The sequence below is a fragment of the Aliidongia dinghuensis genome (genome assembly GCF_014643535.1).
GTDB lineage: Bacteria > Pseudomonadota > Alphaproteobacteria > ATCC43930 > CGMCC-115725 > Aliidongia > Aliidongia dinghuensis.
Window position 1 is genome coordinate 56,406 of the sequence record NZ_BMJQ01000020.1, and the last position, 20,118, is coordinate 76,523.

Genomic DNA, 20,118 nt, shown 5'->3' on the forward strand with positions numbered 1-20,118 from the left:
CGGAACGGAAGGCAGGCTCCGGCGATCTGGCGAGGATCGCCTGGGCTTTGGCATTCGATTGGCAAAGTCGGAGCAATCAGGACGAATCGTCGCTCTCCGACCGGAACTCCTTACGCCCGTCCAGCGATCAATTCCACGCTCTCGGCAGCGCGGCCTTGCCGGAAGATGGTCTGCATTTGCGTCACGTCACGCTTTGGCGGTGCGCCAAACATGCGGGCGTATTCTCGGCTGAACTGCGAGGGGCTTTCGTAGCCGACCTCGAAAGCAGCCGCTTCGACGTTGAACGCACGGGAGACCATTAAGCGGCGTGCCTCGAGCAGGCGAAGTTGCTTCTGATATTGCAGTGGCGTCAGCGACGTCAGCGCTTTGAACTGACGATGGAAGGCGGAGGTGCTCAGCCGGGCGATCGCGGCCAACTCATCGATCCGAACGGTTTCCCTGAAGCGGCATCGCAAGCTGTGCATGGCGCTGATCACGCGCTGCGATGGGCTGTTCGCCAGCGCCATCCTGGCGACATCGCCGCCGTGAGGGCCGGTCAGAAGCCAATAGCAAATCTCACGCATGATGATGGGATAGAGCGTCGGTATCGCGCCCGGCGTATCAAGCAGGCGGACCAGGCGCAGCGCGCAGTCGGCCAGCGGGCCCTGAAAGTCCGTGACGAAGACGCCGCGGCCGGGCTCCCCACTCACCTTCGGCGGCGCATCCAGCCCCTCTGCGACGCTCCGCATGATCGCGAGATCCAACTCGATCGCGAGGACAAGACAGGGCTCGTCGGGGTTCGCTTCGACGACCCGGCCGATCGAGGGTGTCTCAACGCCGACCACGAGCGCCTGCCCCGCCCTGTACTCGAGGCGGTTGCCGCCGAACGTCGCCCATTTGGCACCTTGCGCCACGATGCACATGGCCGGCCTGGAGATCATGTGGCTCGGCGGCTTCGGGTGATCCGACCGCATCACGGCCAGCCCATCGATGGCCGTCATGAACGGACTCTCACCGGACTGACTATCGGTGTAGCGCAGGAGTGCTTCCGCCAACTGACCGGGCACGTTCGACCGTTCCTTTCACACTGAAACAACGAGGGAAAATATCTCGTCGAACAGGATCAGGCAAGAAAATGGAGAGTTCCGGCATTCCGCTCCCTGGCCTTCGGTCAGCATAATCAACCGAAGCAGGCAGCTTTGAAATGCCAACTCTTCGCGGAAAGTGTAATTATGTCAAATAGTAAGATCGCGATCGTCACCGGCGGCAGCCGGGGGATTGGTCGCAACACGGTCCTCTGCCTCGCCAAGCGCGGGGCCTCCTCGATATTCACCTACCACTCCAATCGGGCAGAAGCCGATAAGGTCGTAGCGCTTGCCGCGGACGCGGGCGCGCGGGCGATCGCCTTGCAGCTCGACACGGGCAATACGACCATGTTCGACGGCTTTGCCGGGCAGGTTCGGGAAGCCCTCGCCGAAATGGGCGCCCGGCGTTTCGATTATCTCGTCAACAATGCCGGCACATCATCGAACGCGAGCTTGGAGTCGATAACCGAGCCGGAGATGGACGCGCTCTACAGCGTCCATTTCAAGGGCGTGCTGTTCCTGACGCAAAAGCTGCTGCCTCTCATGAACGACGGCGGCCGCATCGTGAATATTTCCTCAGGCCTGGCCCGCATCGCCTCGCCCAATCGCATCGGATACGGACCGATGAAGGCGGCCGTCGAAGCGCTGACCCGGTATATGGCCCTCGAATTGGGGCCGCGCCGGATCACCGCCAACGTCGTTGCGCCTGGCGCAATCGCCACGGATTTCAGCGGCGGCATCGTTCGGGACAATCCGCAGGTCAACAAGCGGATCGCCGACCATACGGCGCTCGGCCGCGCCGGCCTGCCGGAGGATGTCGGGCCGGTGATCGCGGCGCTGCTGTCAGACGACTTCGGCTGGGTCAACGCCCAGCGGATCGAAGTCGCGGGCGGCATACAGATCTAGGGGGCTTCATGTCAGAAGCCGCCACGCAAGCCCCCGCCGATCGCAAGGCGTACATCGTCACCGGCCCGACCTCGGGCATCGGCCGGGCGACGGCCCTGGAACTGGCCAAGCATGGCACGATCGTGCTGGTCAGCCGCGACCGCCAGAGGCTCGACGACGTCCAGAAGACGATCGAGCAAAGCGGGCGGAGCGCGGTGTCGATCGTGTGCGATCTGTCGGATATCGCCAGCGTTCGGCGTGCGGCCTCAGAGATCATCGCGCTCGATCTGCCGATCGCCGGCTTGCTCAACAATGCGGGCATAATGCAGATGCGCCCGACGAGGAATGCGCTGGGCTGGGATATGTCGTTCGCAACGAACCACCTCGGCCCGTTCGCGCTGACCGAGGCGCTCGCGCCGCATCTCCCTGACGGCGCTCATGTCGTCTTCGTCGCGTCCGCAGTGGAAGACCCGGAGCGCAAGCCGGCTGTGGCCGCGGGTTTTCGGGGTGGTCGCTATATCTCCGCCGAGGCGAGCGCGCGCGGCGAATGGAAACCCGGCGGCGCCAAGCGGCCGGGCTTCGACGCCTACGCAACGTCCAAGCAAGCCGTCCTCGCCGCGGCGATGGCCTTCGCCCGCGAGACGCCGCGTCTGCGCTTCAACGCGGTCGAGCCGGGCGTCAATCCGACCACCGCTCTCGCGCGCGACGTCGGCGTCTTCGTGCGCATTCTGTCGAAATACATCATCCCAGCGCTCGTGCCGCTGCTCATACCCTTCATCAAGGTCTTGAGCACCCCGGAGCGAGCTGCGCGTGTGATTACCAAAATAATGATCGATGGCTCCAAGCAGACCGGCGTCTATTACGACGAGGGCGGTCATCCGATGTCTGGCTCCGCGCGCGTGTGCGACCCGAAGTTCCAAGACCGCGTCGTCGCGGAGACGCGCGCTTTGCTGTCGTCGGTTCGAGCCTCACGCGCCGAAACGGCATGAGCGGCGGAACATCCACGGCGCAGAGGGACACGGCCGGCGTGGCACTCGATCCGATGCACGCCGCTTATTGATGCGGCTCAGACGCCGGCCCCCGCGGGTCCGAACGGTAGGAACCGTTCCCGTTCCTCGGCAAAGCGCCGGGTAAGGAAGGCCCGGCAGGTCGCGACGCGCTTCACCGCATGCGTGTCCGGGTGCGACAGCATCCAGTATGTCCGCACGAACGCCACGTCCGGCATGATGCGGACGAGGTCCGGCTGATCCACCGTCGTGAAGTCGTGCAGCACGCCGAGGCCGACGCCCGAGCGGATCGCCTCCAGCTGCCCCATGACGCTGGCGCAGCGGAACAGGCTGGCGCCGGGCACTTCGAGCGCCGTCGCATAGTCGAGCGCGGCCGCATAGGCGAAGTCTTCGACCCCGGTCACGACGACGTGGCCGGCCAGTTCCTCCTTCGACCGTGGCGCCCCGGCCCGCTCGAGATACCGGCGCGACGCATAGACGCCGAGACTGTAGTCGAGCAGCTTCGAGACGATCAGCCGGCCATGGCTCGGGCGATCCAGCACGATCGCGATGTCGGCCTCCCGCCGCGATAGCGAGAAGGCGCGCGGCAGCGGCACGAGCTCGATCGTCAGGCCCGGGTGGCGGGCCGCGAGCACGCCCAATTCCCGCGCCAGAAACCGATTGCCGAGCCCATCGGGCGCGCCGATGCGCACGGTACCGGAGACGTCGGCCTCGTCGGCGCGCAAGCCCTCGAACGCCACCAGGACCTCCGCCTCGACCCGCTCGGCGACGGGCAGCAGCTGCTCGCCCGCCTGGGTCAGCACCGATCCCGCCGGCCGCCGGACGAACAGCGCCGTGCCGAGGCTCGCCTCGAGCGCATCGAGGCGGCGCGCCACCGTCGCATGGTTGAGGCCGAGCTTGCGCGCCGCCGACAGCAATTGGCCGTCCCGCGCGACCGCCAGGAAGACCCGCAGGTGATCCCAATCCATATGACATCAATTTCCGCACATCTATTGCTGAATACTCGGCATTGATGCGCATTTTATCAAGCAAGAAGATCGGCCACGGCAGGCGTAATGCCGCGTAGCAGGGAGGAATGGGATGTCTCAAGAGATCCACCACTTCATCGGCGGGCGCCGGGTCGCGGGCCGACGCGTGCGGACGTCGAGCGTGTTCAACCCGGCGACCGGCGAAGAGACGGGCAGCCTGTCGCTCGCCAGTGCGGACGAGGTGCGCGAAGCAGTCGCCATTGCCCGGCAGGCATTCCCCGCCTGGGCCGACACGACGCCGCTGCGCCGCGCCCGCATCCTCAACCGCTTTCTCCATATCCTCGAAAGCCGGACGGACGAGCTGGCCGCCGTCATCACGGCCGAGCACGGCAAGGTCTTGAGCGACGCCAAGGGCGAGATCCAGCGCGGCATGGAAGTGGTCGAGTTCGCGACCGCGGCGCCGCAGCTGCTCAAGGGCGAATACACCGCGGATGTCGGCACCGCCGTCGACAGCTACGGCGTGCGCCAGCCGCTCGGCGTCGTGGCCGGCATCACGCCGTTCAATTTCCCGGCCATGGTGCCGATGTGGATGTTCCCGGTGGCGCTCGCCTCAGGCAACTGCTTCATCCTGAAGCCGTCCGAGCGCGATCCGTCCGCGAGCCTGCTGCTGGCCGAATGGCTGAAGGAAGCGGGCCTGCCGGACGGCGTGTTCAGTGTCGTCCAGGGCGACAAGGAAGCGGTCGACGCCTTGCTGATCGACCCCGGCATCGCCGCGGTGAGCTTCGTCGGATCGACGCCGATCGCCCGCTACATCTACGAGACCGCGGCCCGCACCGGCAAGCGCTGCCAGGCGCTGGGCGGCGCCAAGAACCATATGGTGGTCATGCCCGACGCCGACCTCGACCAGGCGGTCGACGCGCTGATGGGCGCCGCCTACGGCTCGGCCGGCGAGCGCTGCATGGCGGTTTCGGTCGCGGTCCCGGTCGGCGAGCGCACCGCCGACGCGCTCATCGAACGCCTGATCCCCAAGGTGCAGGCCCTCAAGATCGGCCCGGGGACCGACCCGGAGGCCGAGATGGGGCCGCTCGTCACTCGGCAGCATCTCGCCAAGGTGCGCGGCTACATCGATGCCGGCGTTGCCGAGGGCGCCAAGCTGCTGGTCGACGGTCGGGACTTCCGCCGCCAGGGCTACGAGGACGGCTATTTCATCGGCGGCACGCTGTTCGACCATGTCACGACCGACATGACGATCTACAAGGAAGAGATCTTCGGGCCGGTGCTGTCGGTCGCCCGTGCCCCGGACTACGCCACCGCGGCGCGCTGGATCAACGAGCACGAGTTCGGCAACGGCACCGCGATCTTCACCCGCGACGGCGATACGGCGCGCGAGTTCGCTCACCGCATCCAGGTCGGCATGGTCGGCGTCAATGTGCCGATCCCCGTGCCCATGGCCTTTCACTCCTTCGGCGGCTGGAAGGCGTCGCTGTTCGGCGACCATCACATGCACGGGCCCGAGGGCGTGCGCTTCTATACCAAGCTCAAGACCGTCACCGGCCGCTGGCCGACCGGCATCCGCGCCGGCGCCGAGTTCGTCATGCCGACGATGAAGTAGGTGGCACTGTTCCGGGTCGCTTCGCGGCGGCCCGGAACGTCTCATTTCGGAAGCGGAAAGGTCGCTTTCAGGGGGGGGATCGTCGCCTCTGTGGAGTGGCGCCCGCCAAGGTCCTGACGCGCAGGGACTTCGTCAGGCCACCGGCGATCCGTGTCGAACGATCGGCTTGATCGTGCAGCCGCTTTCCGAATCCACGACTGCCTGGTTGATGTCGTCGAAATCGTAGAAGCGGACGAGGCGGTCGAACGGAAATTCGCCGCGGCGATGGAGCTCGATCAGATAGGGAATAAACAGGTCCGGCCGGCTGTCGCCCTCGACGATGCCCCGGATATGGCGGCCGCCACTCAGGAGATGGGTGAGATCGGCACTGAGCCGCGCGCCGGCCGGCGACGCGCCGACGATGCCGCAGGCGCCGCGTGGTGCCAGCACGCTCACCGCCTGCTCGATCACGGCCGGCACGCCGGTCGCGTCGATCGCGAAATCGACGCCGCAGCCGGTGAGTTCGAGGATCCGGGCGGCCGCATCCGAACCGCCGGCAATCAGGTCCGTCGCCCCCAGTTCCTGGGCGAGATCCAGCCGGCCCGGGTGCAGGTCGATCGCGATGATCCGGGCAGCGCCGACGATGCGCGCCGCCATGACGGCGCTGAGGCCGACCGAGCCCAGGCCGAACACGGCAAGGCTCTGCCCCGCCCCGACCTTGAGCGCGTTCATGACCGCGCCGGCGCCGGTCTGCAGGCCGCAGGCAAGCGGCCCCAGGAGCTCGAGCGGCGCCTCCTTCGGCACCGGCACGACATTGCGCTCGTGGCAGAGCGCATGGCTCGCGAAGGATGACTGGCCGAAGATGTTGCCGTGGATCGTCTCGTCCCGGCGCGACAGGCCGCTGCTGCCGTCGGGCCGAGCGCCCAGGAAGTTCCGGCCGAAGAAATCATGGCAATAGGCCTCGGCTTCCGCCTGGCAGCTCGGGCATTCGCCGCACGAATTGAAGCTCATCACGACCGGGTCGCCCGGCGCGACCTTGGTGACGCCGGCACCGACGCGCTCGACGATGCCGGCACCCTCGTGGCCCAGCACGACCGGCTGCGGCACCGGCAGATGCTGGTCGCGCATCACCATGTCCGTGTGACACACGCCCGTCGCCACCACGCGGACCAGCACCTCGCCTGGCCGCGGCTCCTCGAGCTCGAGCAGCTCGACCGAAAAGGGAGCACCGGGCTCACGCGCCACCGCTGCCTTGATCCTCATCGCACCTCCCCTGGGCGCCGCGTGGAAACGCGGCTGCTTGTTCCTGTCTCGATTATTCGACGGAGATCAGCGCATCGAGCGCCAGCGCGCCCTCTCCGGCCGGAAGCAGCACCACCGGATTGATGTCGACTTCGGCAACGGCCGGATTGGCCAGCATGAAGGCGCCGAGCCGGGCCGCGATCCGGGCGGCGGCGTCGACGTCGAGCGGCGGGCTGCCGCGGAAGCCGCGCAGCAGCGCCCCCGCCTTCAGCCGATGGAGCTCTTGGACGATGGCCTCGTGGCTGAGGTCGGGCGGCAGCAGGCGGACGTCGCCCAGCGCTTCGGCCAGCACGCCACCCAGGCCCACCAGCAGCACCGGCCCCCAATCAGGATCGTTGCGGGCGCCGACGATCAGTTCCGTGCCCTTGCGTCCCATTGCTTCGACCAGTACGCCGTCGAGCGCCAGTCCGGGCCGCGCGGCGCCGATTGCCCGATGCAGCCGATCCCAGCCCTCGGCGAGCGCCACCGCCGTGGCGAGGCCCAGCACGACGCCGCCGACGTCGCTCTTGTGCGAGAGGGCCTGCGACTGCGCCTTCAGCGCCACCGGATATCCCACGCGCTCCGCGATCGCCTGCGCCTCGGCGAGCGTGCCGGCGAGAGCGCCCTCCGGGACGGGAATCCCGAGCGTCTGCAGGATCGCCTTCGCGCGATATTCCGGAATGACGCCGGGCGAGAGCACGAGCGGCACCACGGGTTCGACCGGCACCGCCCGCTCCGCCTGCCCGGCGCGAGCAAGGCAGGCGCGGGCCAGGCAGGCGATCGCGGCGAGCGCCCGTTCCGCGGTCGGGAAGAATGGCACACCGAGCGCACGCAGTTCGTCGACATAGGCGGACGGCACCTCGGCACCCTCGTCCAGGCCCGCGAAGATCAGCGGTTTCTCCGGCCGGAGCCGCTGGATCGCCGAGAGGATGGCCGGGAATTTGAGCGCGCAGGTTTCCGGATCGGACAGGATGATGCCCATCAGCACGGCGCCGTAGGCAGCGTCACCCAGCAGCGCCGGCAGCGTGCGGTTATAGAGATCGGGGTCGACCAGCGCCTGTGCCGTCAGGTCGAGCGGGTTGGTCGGCGGGATGAAATCGGGCAGCGCCGCGCGGAGCAGGGCGGCGGTCTCGGCACCGATCGGCGGCAGGTCGAGCCCGACCTCCTCTGAGAGATCAAGCGTCACGGCCTTGAAGGCACCGGACTCCGTCATCACCGCAGCACCACCCTGCGGCAGGGTCGGGCAGCGCGCCATGATCTCCGCGACGTCGAGCAGCATTTCCAGCCGATCGACGACGACGACGCCGGCATGGCCGACCTTGGTGCGCATGACCTGATAGTCGCCGACCATGGCACCGGTGTGGGTCGCGGCCGAGGCGCGGGCGGCACTGCTGCGCCCCGGATGCAGCAGGACGAGACGCTTGCCTCGGCGCCGCGCCTCCCCCGCAAGATCGAGAAAGCGGCCCGGCTCGCGGAACTGCTCGACGATCATGGCGATGACCGGCACCTGCGGATCGTCGAGCAGCTCTTCGAGATAGTCCTCGATGCCGCTCGCCGCCTCGTTGCCGGTCGAGACCGAATAGGCGAGGTTGAGGCCGCGGTGCCGCAGCCCGACGGTCAGCACCGCCGCCATGGCGCCGCTCTGCGACAGGATCGCGATGCCAGCGCCGTCGGAGGGCCGGTGCTGGGGAATATCGACGAAGGTCAGCGGCGCGCCGTCGACGTAATTCACCATGCCGAGGCAGTTCGGCCCTTCGACGGCCATGCCGTGGGTCCGCGCGATCTCGGCGATCCTGGCCTGATCGGCGCGCCCGCTCTCGCCGGCCTCGGCAAAGCCGGCAGAGAACACGATGGCACCGCCGATGCCCTTGCGGCCGCACGCCGCGAGCACTTCCAGGACCGCCGCGCGCGGAATGGCGAGCACGACGCAGTCGACGCCGTCGGGCAGATCGTCGACCGACCTGAGGCAGGGTCGGCCGTACAGCTCGGTATATTTCGGGTTGATGAGATGGATCTCGCCGGCATAGCCCGCCCGGTCGAGATTGCGCAGCACCGCCGAGCCGAGCGCGGTCGGCGTCGCCGAGACACCCAGGATCGCGACGGAGCGCGGCCGCAACAGGCGTCGGATGGCCGTGGGATCGGCCCTCCGCGGATGAACGCGCGTCATGGCCGGCCCCTCACTTCTTGTAGCTGGCGAGGCCGGGCTTGAAACTCTTGTCGTCCAGGAACTGCTTCATGCCCTTCTCCCGGCCCCCGTCCGGATCGCGATGGAGCGCCTGGTCGAGCTTGGCATAGAGATAATCCTCGTTCTGCTCCCACGTGAGCTCGCGGCAGCGCTTGAAGCCGTTCTTGGCCGCGCGCAGCACGACCGGGTTCTTGTCGAGCAGCTTCAGCGCGAGCTCGATCGTCTCCTCGCGGAGCGACGCGAGCGGCACGGCCTTGTTGACCAGGCCCATCGCCGCCGCCTCGGCCCCGCTGAACGTGTCGCCGGTCATGATGTAGTGCAGTGCCGCGCGGTGCCCGATCGTGTCGGCGAGCGCCTTGCTCACCAGATTGCCGGGCGGGATGCCCCAGTTGATCTCGGACAGGCCGAAGACCGCCTCATCGGCCGCGATCGCGAGGTCGCAGGCGACGAGCGGCGAGAAGGCGCCGCCGAAGCACCAGCCGTTGACCATGGCGATGGTCGGCTTGCTGTAGGTCCTGAGCACGCGCCATTGCCAGGTCGAAGCGTCGCGTCGCACGCGCTCCTGCATGATTTCCGGCTGCCCGTCAGTCTCGCGGAAATATTCCTTGAGATCCATGCCGGCCGACCAGGCAGCCCCCTCGCCGGTCAGCACGACCACGCCGGCGTCACCGTCGAGCTCCAGGTCCTCGAGCGCCTCGAGCATCTCCTTGTTGAGCGTCGGGCTCATGCAGTTCCGCTTGTCCGGCCGGTTGAAATACAGCCAGGCGATGCCGTCCGCGATTTCGACTTTGACGGTTTTCCATCGGCCTTCGTAGGACGCCATGACATGCTCCTTGGGTGAGATTTTCCCCATGCGACGAGTGTCTTCCATGGGTTCGATTAGTTTGTTATGATAGATAACAATTATGCACGATGTCAATTGACGCCGCAGGCTGAACAGCGGCAAATCGCGCGAATGGGATGAACCGAACGCAGTGGCGGAGGGCCGGCAAACTGCGGAAGATGAGGGTGGAATTCATTGCCGAACAAACGACTAGAGGAGACGCGCGTGCGTCGTGCTGCCGGTGGCCGCAAGTCGGCCGAGACGGCGCCGTCCGTCGAGAACGGCAACCTGAACACGATCGAAACGGTCGATGTCGGTCCGCTCCCCACGATCCTGGGCTATGCGCTCCGGCGCGCGCAGCTCGCCGTATTCAAGGAGTTCCAGGCGCGGTTCGAAGCGATCAACATCCGGCCGTCGCAGTTCGGCATCCTGACGGTCATCGCGCGCAATCCGGGCATCAAGCAGACCCAGGTGAGCGAGGCGCTCTACATCAAGCGCGCCAATCTCGTCCGGCTGCTCGACGAGCTCGAGGCGCGCGACCTCATCCGCCGCGACGCCTCCGTGCACGACCGGCGCTCCCACTCGCTCAACCTGACCGCCTACGGCACGCTCTTCGTCGCCCAGATGGAGGAGATCCATCGTCAGCTCGAAGACCATCTGGCCGACCTGCTGGGCAAGGAGGCGAAGGCCTCGCTCCTGAAGATGCTGCATCTGCTGATCGCCAGCGCGCCGGGTGCCGACGATCTCGCGGCCGACTACGACTGACAGCTCAGCCATCGATCTCGGCCTGGCAGACGCCCAGCGGCACGGCGCGGCTGCGCCGGCCGCCGTTCAGGAGGAAGCAGGCGAGCGCTGGCAGCAGGACAAGCGCGCCCAGCATGTTCCAGATGAACATGAAGGCGAGCAGGATGCCCATGTCGGCCTGGAACTTGATCGGCGAGAACGCCCAGGTCGCAACCGCGAGGCCGAGCGTGCAGCCGGTCAGCACCACGACCCGCCCGGTGAACAGCAGCGCCCGGTAATAGGCTTGGGACAGGGACATGCCCTGGCGCAGATGGGCCTGGGTCACGGTCAGCACATAGAGCGCGTAATCGACGCCGATGCCGACGCCGAGGGCGATCACCGGCAGGGTCGCGACCTTGACGCCGATGCCGAGCGAGACCATCAGCGCCTCGCACAGCGTCGAGGTGAGGATGAGCGGCAGCACCGCGCAGACGACGGCGCGCCAGGAGCGAAACGCGATGAAGGACAGCACGACGACTGCGCCGTAGACCAGCACCAGCATCTCGGAATTGGCCTGCTTCACGACGATGTTCGTCGCGGCGTCGATGCCGGCATTACCGGCCGCGCGCAGGAAATGCGCGTCGGCTCTGTCGTTCTTCTGGGCGAACTGGCCGACCGCGTCACTGACCGCGGTCAGCGTGTCGGCCTTGTGGTCCTTGAGATAGGCGTAGACCGCAAGGAAGTCGCAATTGACGTTGAACACGTCGCGCGGCGCCCGGTTGACGACGAAATTGAGCGTGTCCTGGTTGCGCGGCACGTCGTACCAGCGGGCGTTGCCCTCGTTCATGCCCATGCCCATGCGCTTCGCGACGGTGGCGAGCGATAGGGTGCCCTCGACACCCGGCAGCTGGGCCAGGTCCCATTCGAGCGCATCCACCCGCATGAGCGTGTCGTAGCGCGCGCATTGCCCGGGCGGCGTCGTGACCATGGTCACGAAGATGTCGCTGCTCGCGGCGTAGTTGGCCGTGATGTAGGCGTCGTCGCGGTTATAGACCGAGTCCTGGCGCAGCTCCGGGGCACCCTGCTCGAGATCGCCGATCTTCAAGTGATGGCCGACGGCAGCCGCGCCGAGGCCAAGCAGCACGGCGCCCGCGACCGCCGCACCGGCGACGCGCGGCTCGGTAAAGCGGTCGAGGAAGTGCCAGAACGGGTGCCGCGCCTCATCCGCCGCGAGCGCGCGCTCGGCCGCGGCCAAGCTGCGCCGGGCAGCCATGGCGCTGACGCCCAGATATGACAGGAGGATCGGCAGCAGCACGAGGTTGGTGAAGATCAGCACGGCAACGCCGATGCTGGCGGCGATCGCCAACTCCTGGATCACCCGGATCTGGATCAGCATCAGCACGGCGAAGCCCACGGCATCGGCCAGCAGCGCGGTCAGGCCCGCGACGAACAGGCGGCGGAACGTATAGCGGGCGGCGATAAGCCGGTGCGTGCCGCGGCCGATGTCCTGGGTGATGCCGTTCATCTTCTGCGCGCCATGGCTCATGCCGATGGCGAACACCAGGAACGGCACCAGGATCGAATAGGGATCGAGCTCGTAGCCAAGGCTCGGCAGCAGCCCCAGAAGCCACACGACCGCGATTGAGGAGCAGGCCATCACCACGATCGTGCTGCGCAGGCAGCGCGTATACCAGAACAAGAGGCCCGAGCAGATCAGGATCGCGATCAGGAAGAACGCCAGCACCTCGTGCATGCCGATGATGAGGTCGCCGACCATCTTGGCGAAGCCATTGATGTGGATGGCGATCTTGTCCGACTGATGGGCCTGCCGCAGCGCCTCCAGGCGCTGGCTGAACGCGCGGTAGTCGAGCCGCTGGCCGGTCTCGGCATTGCGCTCCATGAGCGGCACCAGCACGATGCTCGACTTGAAGTCGGATGCCACGATCTGGCCGATCTCGCCGGAGCGCTCGACGTTGCGCCGCACCGCGTCCAAGGCCGCCGGCGAGCCGTCGTAGGTGTCGTCGATGACCGGCCCGCCGTCGAGCCCGTCCTCGGTGACACCGGTCCAGCGCGTCGCCGGCGTCCAGAGCGACTTCATATACGGCCGCTCGACGCCGGGGATCAGGAACACCTCGTCGTTGATCTGGCGCAGCGTCTCCAGGTAGTCCTTGTCGAAGATCGTGCCGCTCCGGTTCTCGACCGCGATGCGCACGACGTTGCCGAGCGCCGCCAGATCGTTCTTGTGCTCGAAGTAATTGACGATGAACGGCTGCTTCGTCGGGATCATCTTCTCGAAGCTGGCCGCGAGCTCGAGCTTCGTCGCCTGGTAGCCGAGGACGAGCGTCGCCAGCACGCAGACAAGAACGATCGCCAGGCGATTGTTGAACAGGATGCGTTCGAGCAGGCTGCCGGACGACCGGTCGAAATCCTTGAGATCCCGGATGGCGGGCGGCTCGATCGGCGAGATGTCTCTATTCACTGTGCGATTCCCTGTGCGTTAGCCCCGCGGACGAGCGCCGCCGGGACGCGGACATTGCCGCCGGGCCCCGCGACGACGAGCGCGTCGCTGCCGGCCGCGGCAAGGCCGAAGCAGGGGGTGGGGTCGGGCAGCCGCATATCCTCGAAGCTGCGGCCGTCGTCCCGGCTGCGCGCGAGCGTGCCGGTCTCGTCTGCCAGCAGGACCGTGCCGTCCGCGAGCACGGCGCCGGCATTGATGCTGGCCGACCGGCTGCCGATGCGTGCCCAGTTCACCCCATCCTCGCTGCGGAACAGCGCCCCGCGCAGGCCGAAGGCGACGAGCGCGCCCGATCGGGTGGTCACCGCGCCGAACAGGCTGCCTCGGCCGACCGGCTTTTCGGCCTGGAAGCTCTGGCCGCCGTCGGTCGAGCGGAACACGGCGCCCTGCTCGCCGACCAGCACGAGAGCATCGGGCGTCGCGGCGATGCCGTAGAGGTGATGGCCCGCCGGATTGTCGATCTCGCCCATGATCGAGCGCCAATGCCGGCCGCCGTCGTCGGTCCGGAACGCAAGCCCGTAGGCGCCGACGACCAGCCCCCGGGTCTCGTCGAGGAAGCGGACGTCGAGCAGCGGCTTGTCCGGGCCGTCGGCGACCAGGCCTTCCGCCTCACGCATCCGACGCTGGACTGCGGCGTCGCCTGGCGCCCGCTCGAGCGCCGCCTTGGCCGCCGCAAGCTCGATCGCCGCGGCCTCGACGCCGTCGAACGCCTTCGCCCAGGTCTCGCCGCCGTCGCGGGTCTGGAGCAGCACGCCGCCATTGCCGACGACCCAACCGGTTTGGGGCGCCGGGAACGTCGCCGCCGTCAAGGTCGCGCGGACCGGCGAGCGCACCTGGCGCCAGGATGCCCCCTGATCGTCCGACAGCAGGATCGTGCCGCGTTCGCCGACGGAGACCAGCCGCTCGCCGGTCCAGGCGACCGCGGTCATCAGCAGGTGGAGGCTGTGCGGCGACAGGGCCGACGGGTTCTTCAGCGGATCGGCCGTGCCGCCGGAGAGGTCGGCGAGCGACGCGGCCGAGGCCGTCGCCGCCAGCAGCAGCATGGATGCGCCGAGGAAGGTTGCTCGCAGCATGGCGACGCCCTGGAAATTGAAAATCTGAAGAAGCCCGAAAAATTGGGAGCGGCCTTTCCCCCCGCCGCTCCCCAAGGCTCAGGGGAACTAGCGGACGCCTTCCGAGGCGAGCGAGTCGCCGGTGAAGAAGCTGTCGGGACGCGGCGCCACGTTCTTGTAGTAGCCGTCGTTGAAGACCTCGATCGCGCTGTAGGTGCCGGCCTGCAGGTTGTGGACGATCGTGGTGTCGATGAAATCGTAGCCACCGTCGGCGACGTTGAGCGGCAGCATGTAGGCCGTGCGCCACAGCTTGCCGTCGGCGTCATAGCCGTCGGTCATGAGCGCCGCATAGCTGTCCTCGTCGAAATAGACCCGCTTCTTCGGCACGACATGGCGCTTGCCGGACGCGAGCGAGAGCTCGACGACCCAGACCCGGTGCAACTCCCAGCGCAGCTTGTCCGCGTTCGGGAAGTGGGCCGTGAGCGCCTGCGCCGACGGCAGCTGGAAGAATGCGTTGTCGTTGTAGGGGACGTAGATTTCCTGCTTGCCGATCAGCTTCCAGTCATAGCGGTCGGGCGCACCCCAGAAGCCGAACACTTCGTCGAAATAATTGGCGCCGGAAGCCACGAAGTCGGGCGTGTCGTACCCCACGGTCGGCGCCCGGCGCACCCGGCGCTGGCCGACCAGGTACTGCCAGGCCTGGCGCGGCGTCGAAGGATCGACGCTGTCGCGGATCACCAGCATCTCGCCCGCCTTGAACGCCGGCCCCACGTTCTGCAGCCGGCCGAAGGCATATTCGCCGTCCCATTTGTCGGCCGAGCCGTCCTGCTCGTAATAAGGCGACTGATGATTGTCGATGGCGCTCACCGTCATGGTGACCGAGCCGTCGGAATTGCCGGTGAAATTCTGGATCCGGTAGCTGTTCGACGGCGACACGTAGCGCAGCGTGTGGTTCCAATAGAGTTCGATGCCGGATTTCGGCATCGGGAACGGCGTACCGCCGTAGACGCCCTTGACCGACTGGCCGTTGTCGCCAAGCTGGCCGTTCACCGCGTTCTTCAGGTCATTGTCATAGACCCATTGCGGGGCCGCGAACGTCCGGTGCGACGGATAGACCGTCAGGTGATAGTCCGGATACTTGGCAATCAGCGCCTTCTGGCCTTCGCTGAGCTTGCCGGCATATTGCGCCACGTTCTTCTGATCGATGACAAAGAGCGGCTTCTCGTTCGGGTATTGATCGGCCGGCAGCGGGCCCGTGCTGGGGACCAGCGCCTTGGTGAGGCCGCCGTCCCAGGCCGGGATGGAGCCGTCCTTGTTGCCGGCCTTCTCGGCGCCGAACGGCGTCAGCTCGTGCCCGAGCTTCGCCGCCTCCTGCGGCGAGATGCCGGCCTCGGCGGCACCTGCGAGCAGGAGCGTCGCCGTGAGCGCCGCGCCGAGCGCGGCCGTGCTGTTCTTCCTCATGTTTCCTCCCCGGCTCAGAACGTGCGCGACAGCGAGAACGCGATGAAATCGCGGTCATGCAGATCCTGCGCATAGGACAGGTAGCGCGCCGCACCGCCTGCCGTTGGTTGCCCCTTCGGGCCGAAGTAGCTCGTGTAGGTGAGCGAGACGTTCCAGACGTTGTCGTACTTGCCCTTCACGCCGAGGCTGAGGTCGCCGACGTTCTGGGCGTTGAAGTTGCCGATGTGCGAGCCCAGTGCGGAACGGCCGTAGAGGCCGTAGCCGAGGCCGATCGGCGTCGTGACGTCGAGGTTCGGCATCACCTGGAAGAACGACGGTTCGAACACCGCCCGAGCTGCCAACGCGCTACGGGTGCTGGTCGGGTTCAGCGACATGGTGCTGTCGGCGAAGAGCACGCCGCCTGGCCCCAGCACCGTCGCCTTGTCGCCCTTGTTCAGGATGTCGAGCAGATGGTTGAAACCCAGCTCGCCGACGATCGAGGCGCCGTCCCAGATGCCGTTTTCGGTCAGGAGCGAGATGGCCGAGATGTTGGCGTGCAGCGTGTCGCCGCGCAGGTAGCGGGTGCTCGAGAGATTGTCGCTCGAGCCATTGGCGAAGATGATGCCGCCGTTGCCGCCGGCGCTGTCGGCAGTCGCGAGCGACTGGTTGTGGCGGAACGAGATCTCGCCCGAGACATTCGTGTCGCCGACCGCGGTCGCGAAGCTGGCGCCGTAGGTCTGGACGTTCTGGTTATAGGCGGTGCGGAAATTGCCGATGCGCAGCGCGCTTACGCCGTCGCCGAAGGTGACGGGCGCGACGCCGGTCTCGATCAGATAGTCGGCCGCCGGATCCTTTTCGTGATAGTTCGCGAAATAGAGGCCGAACTCCCAGTTCTTGGTCGCCTTCCAGCGCAGCTCGGCGCCGCCCTGCCCCTGGCTGTCGGGCATCAGGTCCTTGCCGTGGGCGAAATAGAGGCCCGGCACGGCGCCGGCGAATTGCCCGGGCGGCCACAACGTCTCGGCGCCGGCGCCGAACACGTCGGCATCGCTGAAATAGCTGCCGACGCCCGGCAAGCGGTCCGGCCGATATTCGAACTGGTAATACCCGCCGAGCAGCAGGCCGTGGCCGAGCTCCCAATTGAACGACGCCTGGCCGACCGGCAGCATGATCTCCTTGAACTGCGAGTTCGGCACGGAGAGTGCCTTGACGACGTCGATCGGCGCCTGGGCGGCGGCGATGCCGTTGGCGCCCATGAACAGCGTCTCGCCATAGAGCTGGGAGAAGCGCCCGACACGGACGGTGAGCGCCTGCTCGCTCGGCAGCTCGAACGTGTGGAACACCAGCGCGTCGAGCACCTCGACGTCCTTGCCGTGCAGCACGCGCGTCCCTTGCGGGAACTGGTTGACACCCTCGAACGCGTTGTTGGTGCTCGTCGGGTCGTGGTTGGTCGTCGACTGGTTGTAGACCGTGTCGTACCAGGCGGCGGCCGACAGGCGGAAGCCGGTGTGCTCCTGATAGACGGCGTCGAACTCGGACAGGATGTCGACGCGGTTCGAGATCAGGCCCTTGCGGAAGTTCCGGTCGCCGTCGTTGACGTTGCTGTTGAGCGGCTGGAAATTGCCACCCACGGCCGGATCGAAACTGCCGACGCGGAAGGCGTTCGAATATTTGAGCGTATTGTCCCAGCGCAGCGACCAGTCGGGATCGCCGGCGTCGATCTGGTCGGCCCATGCCGTGCCCGTGCCCGCCGTGCCCGCCACCGCCAGTACGCCGAGGGCGATGCCCGACAACAAACGGGCCCTGGATATGCTGCGCCCCGTAAGCGGAACCATGCTTGCCTCCCGAATTTTCTTTGTCGGCGCCCCGTCTTGGCGGGCTTGACCGTTGCGCGTCCCGACGGCCGCTCTGGACCGCTGATCGCCGATCTTCAATACCACACATAATTGTTATATTCAATAACAATTATGTGTGAAAACTACCGTTGACAGACGATTTCAGGGAGCGGCGCTTTCGCCGGCGATCAGGTGGTCGACCAGCCGCTCGGGTGCGGAGAAGAACGGCGAATGCGATGTCGGCAGCTGGAACACCCGCGCGCAGGGCCAGGCCGCTTGCATGCGGCGCTGGGACGAGAGCGTGATGGCGCGGTCGTCCAGGCATTCGATGAAATGCCTCGGTACCTGCCCGAAGCGCTCCGCCGTGACGCGGACCGGCGTGTGGATCGAGAACAGCGGCTCAGGCCTGAGGCGCTGAAAGGTGAAATCGAGATCCTCGGGCGAGCAATCGCCATAGAAGCCGCCGACCACGACTTCCTTGCGCACGGTCCAGGTGCCGGCGCGCTCGTCCGGCACGAGGTTGGTCGGGATCACCGAGGCCGTGTCGGCGACCGCCTCCTGCCACAGGGTCTGGCCGTCCTTGAGCAGGAAGGCGGTGAGATAAACGGCGCGCTTGACCAGTTCCGGCGCCCGTTCGGCGACAGCGCTCACCAGAATGCCGCCGCGGCTGTGGCCGACGAGGACGACCGGCTCGGGCTGGGCGCGGGCGAGATCGACCAGATGGTCGACCCAGAGATCGAGGCTGAGTGCCGCGATCGGCGTCGGGTCGGCGCCCAGGCCCGGCAGGTCGGGCGCCAGCACATGATGGCCGGCGGCCTCCAGCAGCGGCACGACCTTGTGCCAGCACCAGCCGCCGTGGGCAGCACCATGGATCAGCATGAAATGCGCCATCGCGGCCTCCCTCAGTACGGCTTCCGGGTCGGCCGGCTCTCGATGGTGATCCAGCGCCATTGGGTGAACAGGTCCCAGTTCGCCGGGCCGCCGATATTGCCGCCGTTGCCGGAGGCACCCCGGCCGCCGAACGGGTTGGCGACCTCGTCGGCAATCGTCTGGTCGTTGATGTGCAGGAGGCCCGAATTGATCCGCTCGCCCAGTGCCAGCGCACGGCCGATGTCGGGCGAGATAACGGCGCCCGACAGGCCGTAGTCCGTGTCGTTGGCGATCGCGATCGCCTCGTCGTCCGACCCGAACGGGATGATGCTGGCGACCGGGCCGAACACCTCGTCGCGATAGGCGCGCATGCCGCGCTTGACGCCGCTCAGCACGGTCGGGCGGTAGAACAGCCCCTCGTAGGTGCCGCCGGCCGCGAGCACGGCGCCCTCCGCCACCGTGTCCTGGACGATCTCGTGGATCCGGTTGCGCTGCGCCTCGCTGATGATCGGGCCCAGCGCCACGTTCTCGGTCGCCGGATTGCCGACGGGCAGGTGCCGGGCCCGTTCGGCCAGCAGCTTCGCGAAGGGCTGTGCGACCTGTTCCTGTACCAGGATGCGGCCCGACGCCATGCAGACCTGGCCCTGGTGGAAATAGGCGCCGAACGCCGCGTTCGACGCCGCCAGCTCCAGATCGGCATCCTCGAGCACGATCAGCGGGCTCTTGCCGCCCAGTTCGAGCGACATGCGCTTCAAGAGCCGCCCGCAGGTCTCGCCGATCGCCCGGCCCGCAGCGGTCGAGCCGGTGAAGGCGATGAGCCGTGTGTCGGGATGCTCGACCAGCGCCTGGCCGACCTCGGCACCGCCCGGCAGCATGTGGAAGACGTCGGTCGGAAAACCGGCCTCATCGAGCGCCCGCGCCATGAGCACGCCGCCGGTGACCGGCGTGCGCGGATCGGGCTTGAGCACGACCGTGTTGCCGGTGGCGAGCGCCGGCGCCACGGCGCGGGCACCCAGGATCATCGGGAAATTGAACGGCGAGATGACGCCGACGACGCCATGCGGCACGCGCTGGCCGTAACTCAGGCGCCCCGCCCGGGACGGCAGCACCGCCCCATGCGCCTCGGTCAGCATGCCGGCCGCCTGGCGGAACAGCGCCACCGTCTCCGCGACCTCGACCTGCGCCTTCGGCCGGATGGCGCCGTTCTCGCGCACGATCCACTCGACGAGCTCGTCGCCATGGCTCTCGAGAACGGCGGCGGCCTTCAGCAGCAGCTTCATGCGCGTCCGGTGGTCGAGCCCGGCCCAGGCCGGCTGCGCCGCCTTGGCGCGCGCAACCGCGACCGCCACGTCGGCCGGCGTGGCAACGCCGATGAGCGCCAGCTCGGCGCCCGTCGCCGGCTCCCGGACCGCAGCGGTCCCCGCGGTCGGCGACTGCCATCCGCCAAGCCAGAGCCTGCCGCTCCAGCGCTTCGCATCGAGAAAATGGTAGCTGGACAGATCCATGACGCACGCCCTCCCCTTCGCGTTCGCTCGCTCCGCGCCATTCCAGTTGCGGGTGACGCAAATCGATCAGATTGTTCTTCATAATTGTTATTATATATAATTGTTATTGGCGCAAGCCATGATGCGCAACGCGGCGCGAGCGGTCGGGTACGATCGATTGACGATTGCAAGCCCGAGAGTTACGCGAGAGCCCCGCGGCACGATCCGGATTACGGACGCCCCGGATCACGGATGTCAGGGCATGCAGCCAATACGGCTATCTGCCTGAAGCACCGTGCAACTCTGGGCGTGGCCTCTGGCGCGGGACGGCCTTGCGGGGCTGCTGCGGCTCAGTGCGGCTGCGCCAATGCAAAAAACCCGGCGCGCTTTTGGCTGCC

15 protein-coding genes are annotated in these 20,118 nt (G+C 67.3%); 4 read left to right on the forward strand and 11 right to left on the reverse strand.

The features are described 5' to 3' along the window. Positions 1 to 110: 110 nt before the first annotated feature. The gene (locus IEY58_RS29005) at positions 111 to 980 is read right to left on the reverse strand and encodes an AraC family transcriptional regulator (protein ID WP_229744032.1); all 870 of its coding nucleotides are present in this window, start codon (positions 978 to 980) and stop codon (positions 111 to 113) included. A 198-nt stretch (positions 981 to 1,178) separates the two neighbouring features. On the opposite strand from IEY58_RS29005, the gene IEY58_RS29010 reads away from it, so the two are divergent. Continuing rightward, positions 1,179 to 1,970 carry an SDR family NAD(P)-dependent oxidoreductase gene (locus IEY58_RS29010; protein ID WP_456057535.1) on the forward strand — a complete coding sequence of 264 codons (792 nt, stop codon included), beginning with the start codon at positions 1,179 to 1,181 and terminating at the stop codon, positions 1,968 to 1,970. A gap of 8 nt (positions 1,971 to 1,978) precedes the next feature. Beyond that, a complete protein-coding gene (locus IEY58_RS29015) occupies positions 1,979 to 2,938 on the forward strand; it encodes an SDR family NAD(P)-dependent oxidoreductase (RefSeq protein ID WP_189051665.1) in 960 nt (319 codons plus the stop codon). 77 nt (positions 2,939 to 3,015) lie between these two features. Here IEY58_RS29015 and IEY58_RS29020 read toward each other — a convergent pair whose 3' ends face one another. Then, positions 3,016 to 3,924, reverse strand: coding sequence for a LysR family transcriptional regulator (locus tag IEY58_RS29020; RefSeq protein ID WP_189051666.1), 909 nt, complete (start codon positions 3,922 to 3,924; stop codon positions 3,016 to 3,018). A gap of 112 nt (positions 3,925 to 4,036) precedes the next feature. Here IEY58_RS29020 and IEY58_RS29025 point away from each other — a divergent pair, with 112 nt between their 5' ends. Then, positions 4,037 to 5,536, forward strand: coding sequence for a CoA-acylating methylmalonate-semialdehyde dehydrogenase (locus IEY58_RS29025; RefSeq protein WP_189051667.1), 1,500 nt, complete (start codon positions 4,037 to 4,039; stop codon positions 5,534 to 5,536). 132 nt (positions 5,537 to 5,668) lie between these two features. On the opposite strand, the gene IEY58_RS29030 is transcribed toward IEY58_RS29025, so the two are convergent. Genes IEY58_RS29030 through IEY58_RS29040 form a run of 3 tightly spaced genes read right to left on the reverse strand, consistent with a single transcriptional unit; the run spans position 5,669 to position 9,804 of the window. After that, positions 5,669 to 6,778: an NAD(P)-dependent alcohol dehydrogenase gene (locus IEY58_RS29030; protein ID WP_189051668.1), complete on the reverse strand. Its 1,110-nt coding sequence runs from the start codon at positions 6,776 to 6,778 to the stop codon at positions 5,669 to 5,671. A 52-nt stretch (positions 6,779 to 6,830) separates the two neighbouring features. Next, complete coding sequence (locus tag IEY58_RS29035) at positions 6,831 to 8,963, reverse strand: acetate--CoA ligase family protein (RefSeq protein ID WP_189051669.1); 2,133 nt, start codon at positions 8,961 to 8,963, stop codon at positions 6,831 to 6,833. Between the two features lie 10 nt (positions 8,964 to 8,973). Beyond that, the gene (locus IEY58_RS29040) at positions 8,974 to 9,804 is read right to left on the reverse strand and encodes a p-hydroxycinnamoyl CoA hydratase/lyase (protein ID WP_189051670.1); all 831 of its coding nucleotides are present in this window, start codon (positions 9,802 to 9,804) and stop codon (positions 8,974 to 8,976) included. Positions 9,805 to 10,029: 225 nt separating this feature from the next. Between IEY58_RS29040 and IEY58_RS29045 the strand changes: the two genes are divergently transcribed. Further along, positions 10,030 to 10,569, forward strand: coding sequence for a MarR family winged helix-turn-helix transcriptional regulator (locus tag IEY58_RS29045; protein WP_189051671.1), 540 nt, complete (start codon positions 10,030 to 10,032; stop codon positions 10,567 to 10,569). A 4-nt stretch (positions 10,570 to 10,573) separates the two neighbouring features. On the opposite strand, the gene IEY58_RS29050 is transcribed toward IEY58_RS29045, so the two are convergent. The 6 genes from IEY58_RS29050 to IEY58_RS29075 form a co-directional block, all read right to left on the reverse strand. Next, a complete protein-coding gene (locus IEY58_RS29050) occupies positions 10,574 to 13,006 on the reverse strand; it encodes an efflux RND transporter permease subunit (RefSeq protein WP_189051672.1) in 2,433 nt (810 codons plus the stop codon). After that, entirely contained in the window at positions 13,003 to 14,115 is a 1,113-nt protein-coding gene (locus tag IEY58_RS29055) for a WD40/YVTN/BNR-like repeat-containing protein (RefSeq protein ID WP_189051673.1), read from the reverse strand. Before IEY58_RS29055 ends, IEY58_RS29050 begins: the two co-directional genes overlap by 4 nt. A gap of 87 nt (positions 14,116 to 14,202) precedes the next feature. Further along, positions 14,203 to 15,555, reverse strand: coding sequence for a DUF1329 domain-containing protein (locus IEY58_RS29060; protein WP_189051674.1), 1,353 nt, complete (start codon positions 15,553 to 15,555; stop codon positions 14,203 to 14,205). A gap of 14 nt (positions 15,556 to 15,569) precedes the next feature. After that, positions 15,570 to 17,366 carry a DUF1302 domain-containing protein gene (locus IEY58_RS29065; protein ID WP_189051675.1) on the reverse strand — a complete coding sequence of 599 codons (1,797 nt, stop codon included), beginning with the start codon at positions 17,364 to 17,366 and terminating at the stop codon, positions 15,570 to 15,572. 162 nt (positions 17,367 to 17,528) lie between these two features. Then, positions 17,529 to 18,257 (reverse strand): alpha/beta fold hydrolase, encoded by a 729-nt coding sequence (locus IEY58_RS29070; protein WP_189051676.1) that lies wholly within the window; start codon positions 18,255 to 18,257, stop codon positions 17,529 to 17,531. A gap of 11 nt (positions 18,258 to 18,268) precedes the next feature. Further along, on the reverse strand, positions 18,269 to 19,741 hold the full coding sequence (locus IEY58_RS29075; protein WP_189051677.1) for a benzaldehyde dehydrogenase: 1,473 nt from the start codon (positions 19,739 to 19,741) through the stop codon (positions 18,269 to 18,271). Positions 19,742 to 20,118 lie beyond the last annotated feature (377 nt).

Excerpts from the sequence above, each read along its gene's own strand:
- IEY58_RS29005 (WP_229744032.1), bottom strand. The coding sequence starts at position 980 with ATGACGGCCATCGATGGGCTGGCCGTGATGCGGTCGGATCACCCGAAG.
- IEY58_RS29015 (WP_189051665.1), top strand. The coding sequence starts at position 1,979 with ATGTCAGAAGCCGCCACGCAAGCCCCCGCCGATCGCAAGGCGTACATC.
- IEY58_RS29020 (WP_189051666.1), bottom strand. The coding sequence starts at position 3,924 with ATGGATTGGGATCACCTGCGGGTCTTCCTGGCGGTCGCGCGGGACGGC.
- IEY58_RS29025 (WP_189051667.1), top strand. The coding sequence starts at position 4,037 with ATGTCTCAAGAGATCCACCACTTCATCGGCGGGCGCCGGGTCGCGGGC.
- IEY58_RS29030 (WP_189051668.1), bottom strand. The coding sequence starts at position 6,778 with ATGAGGATCAAGGCAGCGGTGGCGCGTGAGCCCGGTGCTCCCTTTTCG.
- IEY58_RS29035 (WP_189051669.1), bottom strand. The coding sequence starts at position 8,963 with ATGACGCGCGTTCATCCGCGGAGGGCCGATCCCACGGCCATCCGACGC.
- IEY58_RS29040 (WP_189051670.1), bottom strand. The coding sequence starts at position 9,804 with ATGGCGTCCTACGAAGGCCGATGGAAAACCGTCAAAGTCGAAATCGCG.
- IEY58_RS29055 (WP_189051673.1), bottom strand. The coding sequence starts at position 14,115 with ATGCTGCGAGCAACCTTCCTCGGCGCATCCATGCTGCTGCTGGCGGCG.
- IEY58_RS29060 (WP_189051674.1), bottom strand. The coding sequence starts at position 15,555 with ATGAGGAAGAACAGCACGGCCGCGCTCGGCGCGGCGCTCACGGCGACG.
- IEY58_RS29065 (WP_189051675.1), bottom strand. The coding sequence starts at position 17,366 with ATGGTTCCGCTTACGGGGCGCAGCATATCCAGGGCCCGTTTGTTGTCG.
- IEY58_RS29070 (WP_189051676.1), bottom strand. The coding sequence starts at position 18,257 with ATGGCGCATTTCATGCTGATCCATGGTGCTGCCCACGGCGGCTGGTGC.
- IEY58_RS29075 (WP_189051677.1), bottom strand. The coding sequence starts at position 19,741 with ATGGATCTGTCCAGCTACCATTTTCTCGATGCGAAGCGCTGGAGCGGC.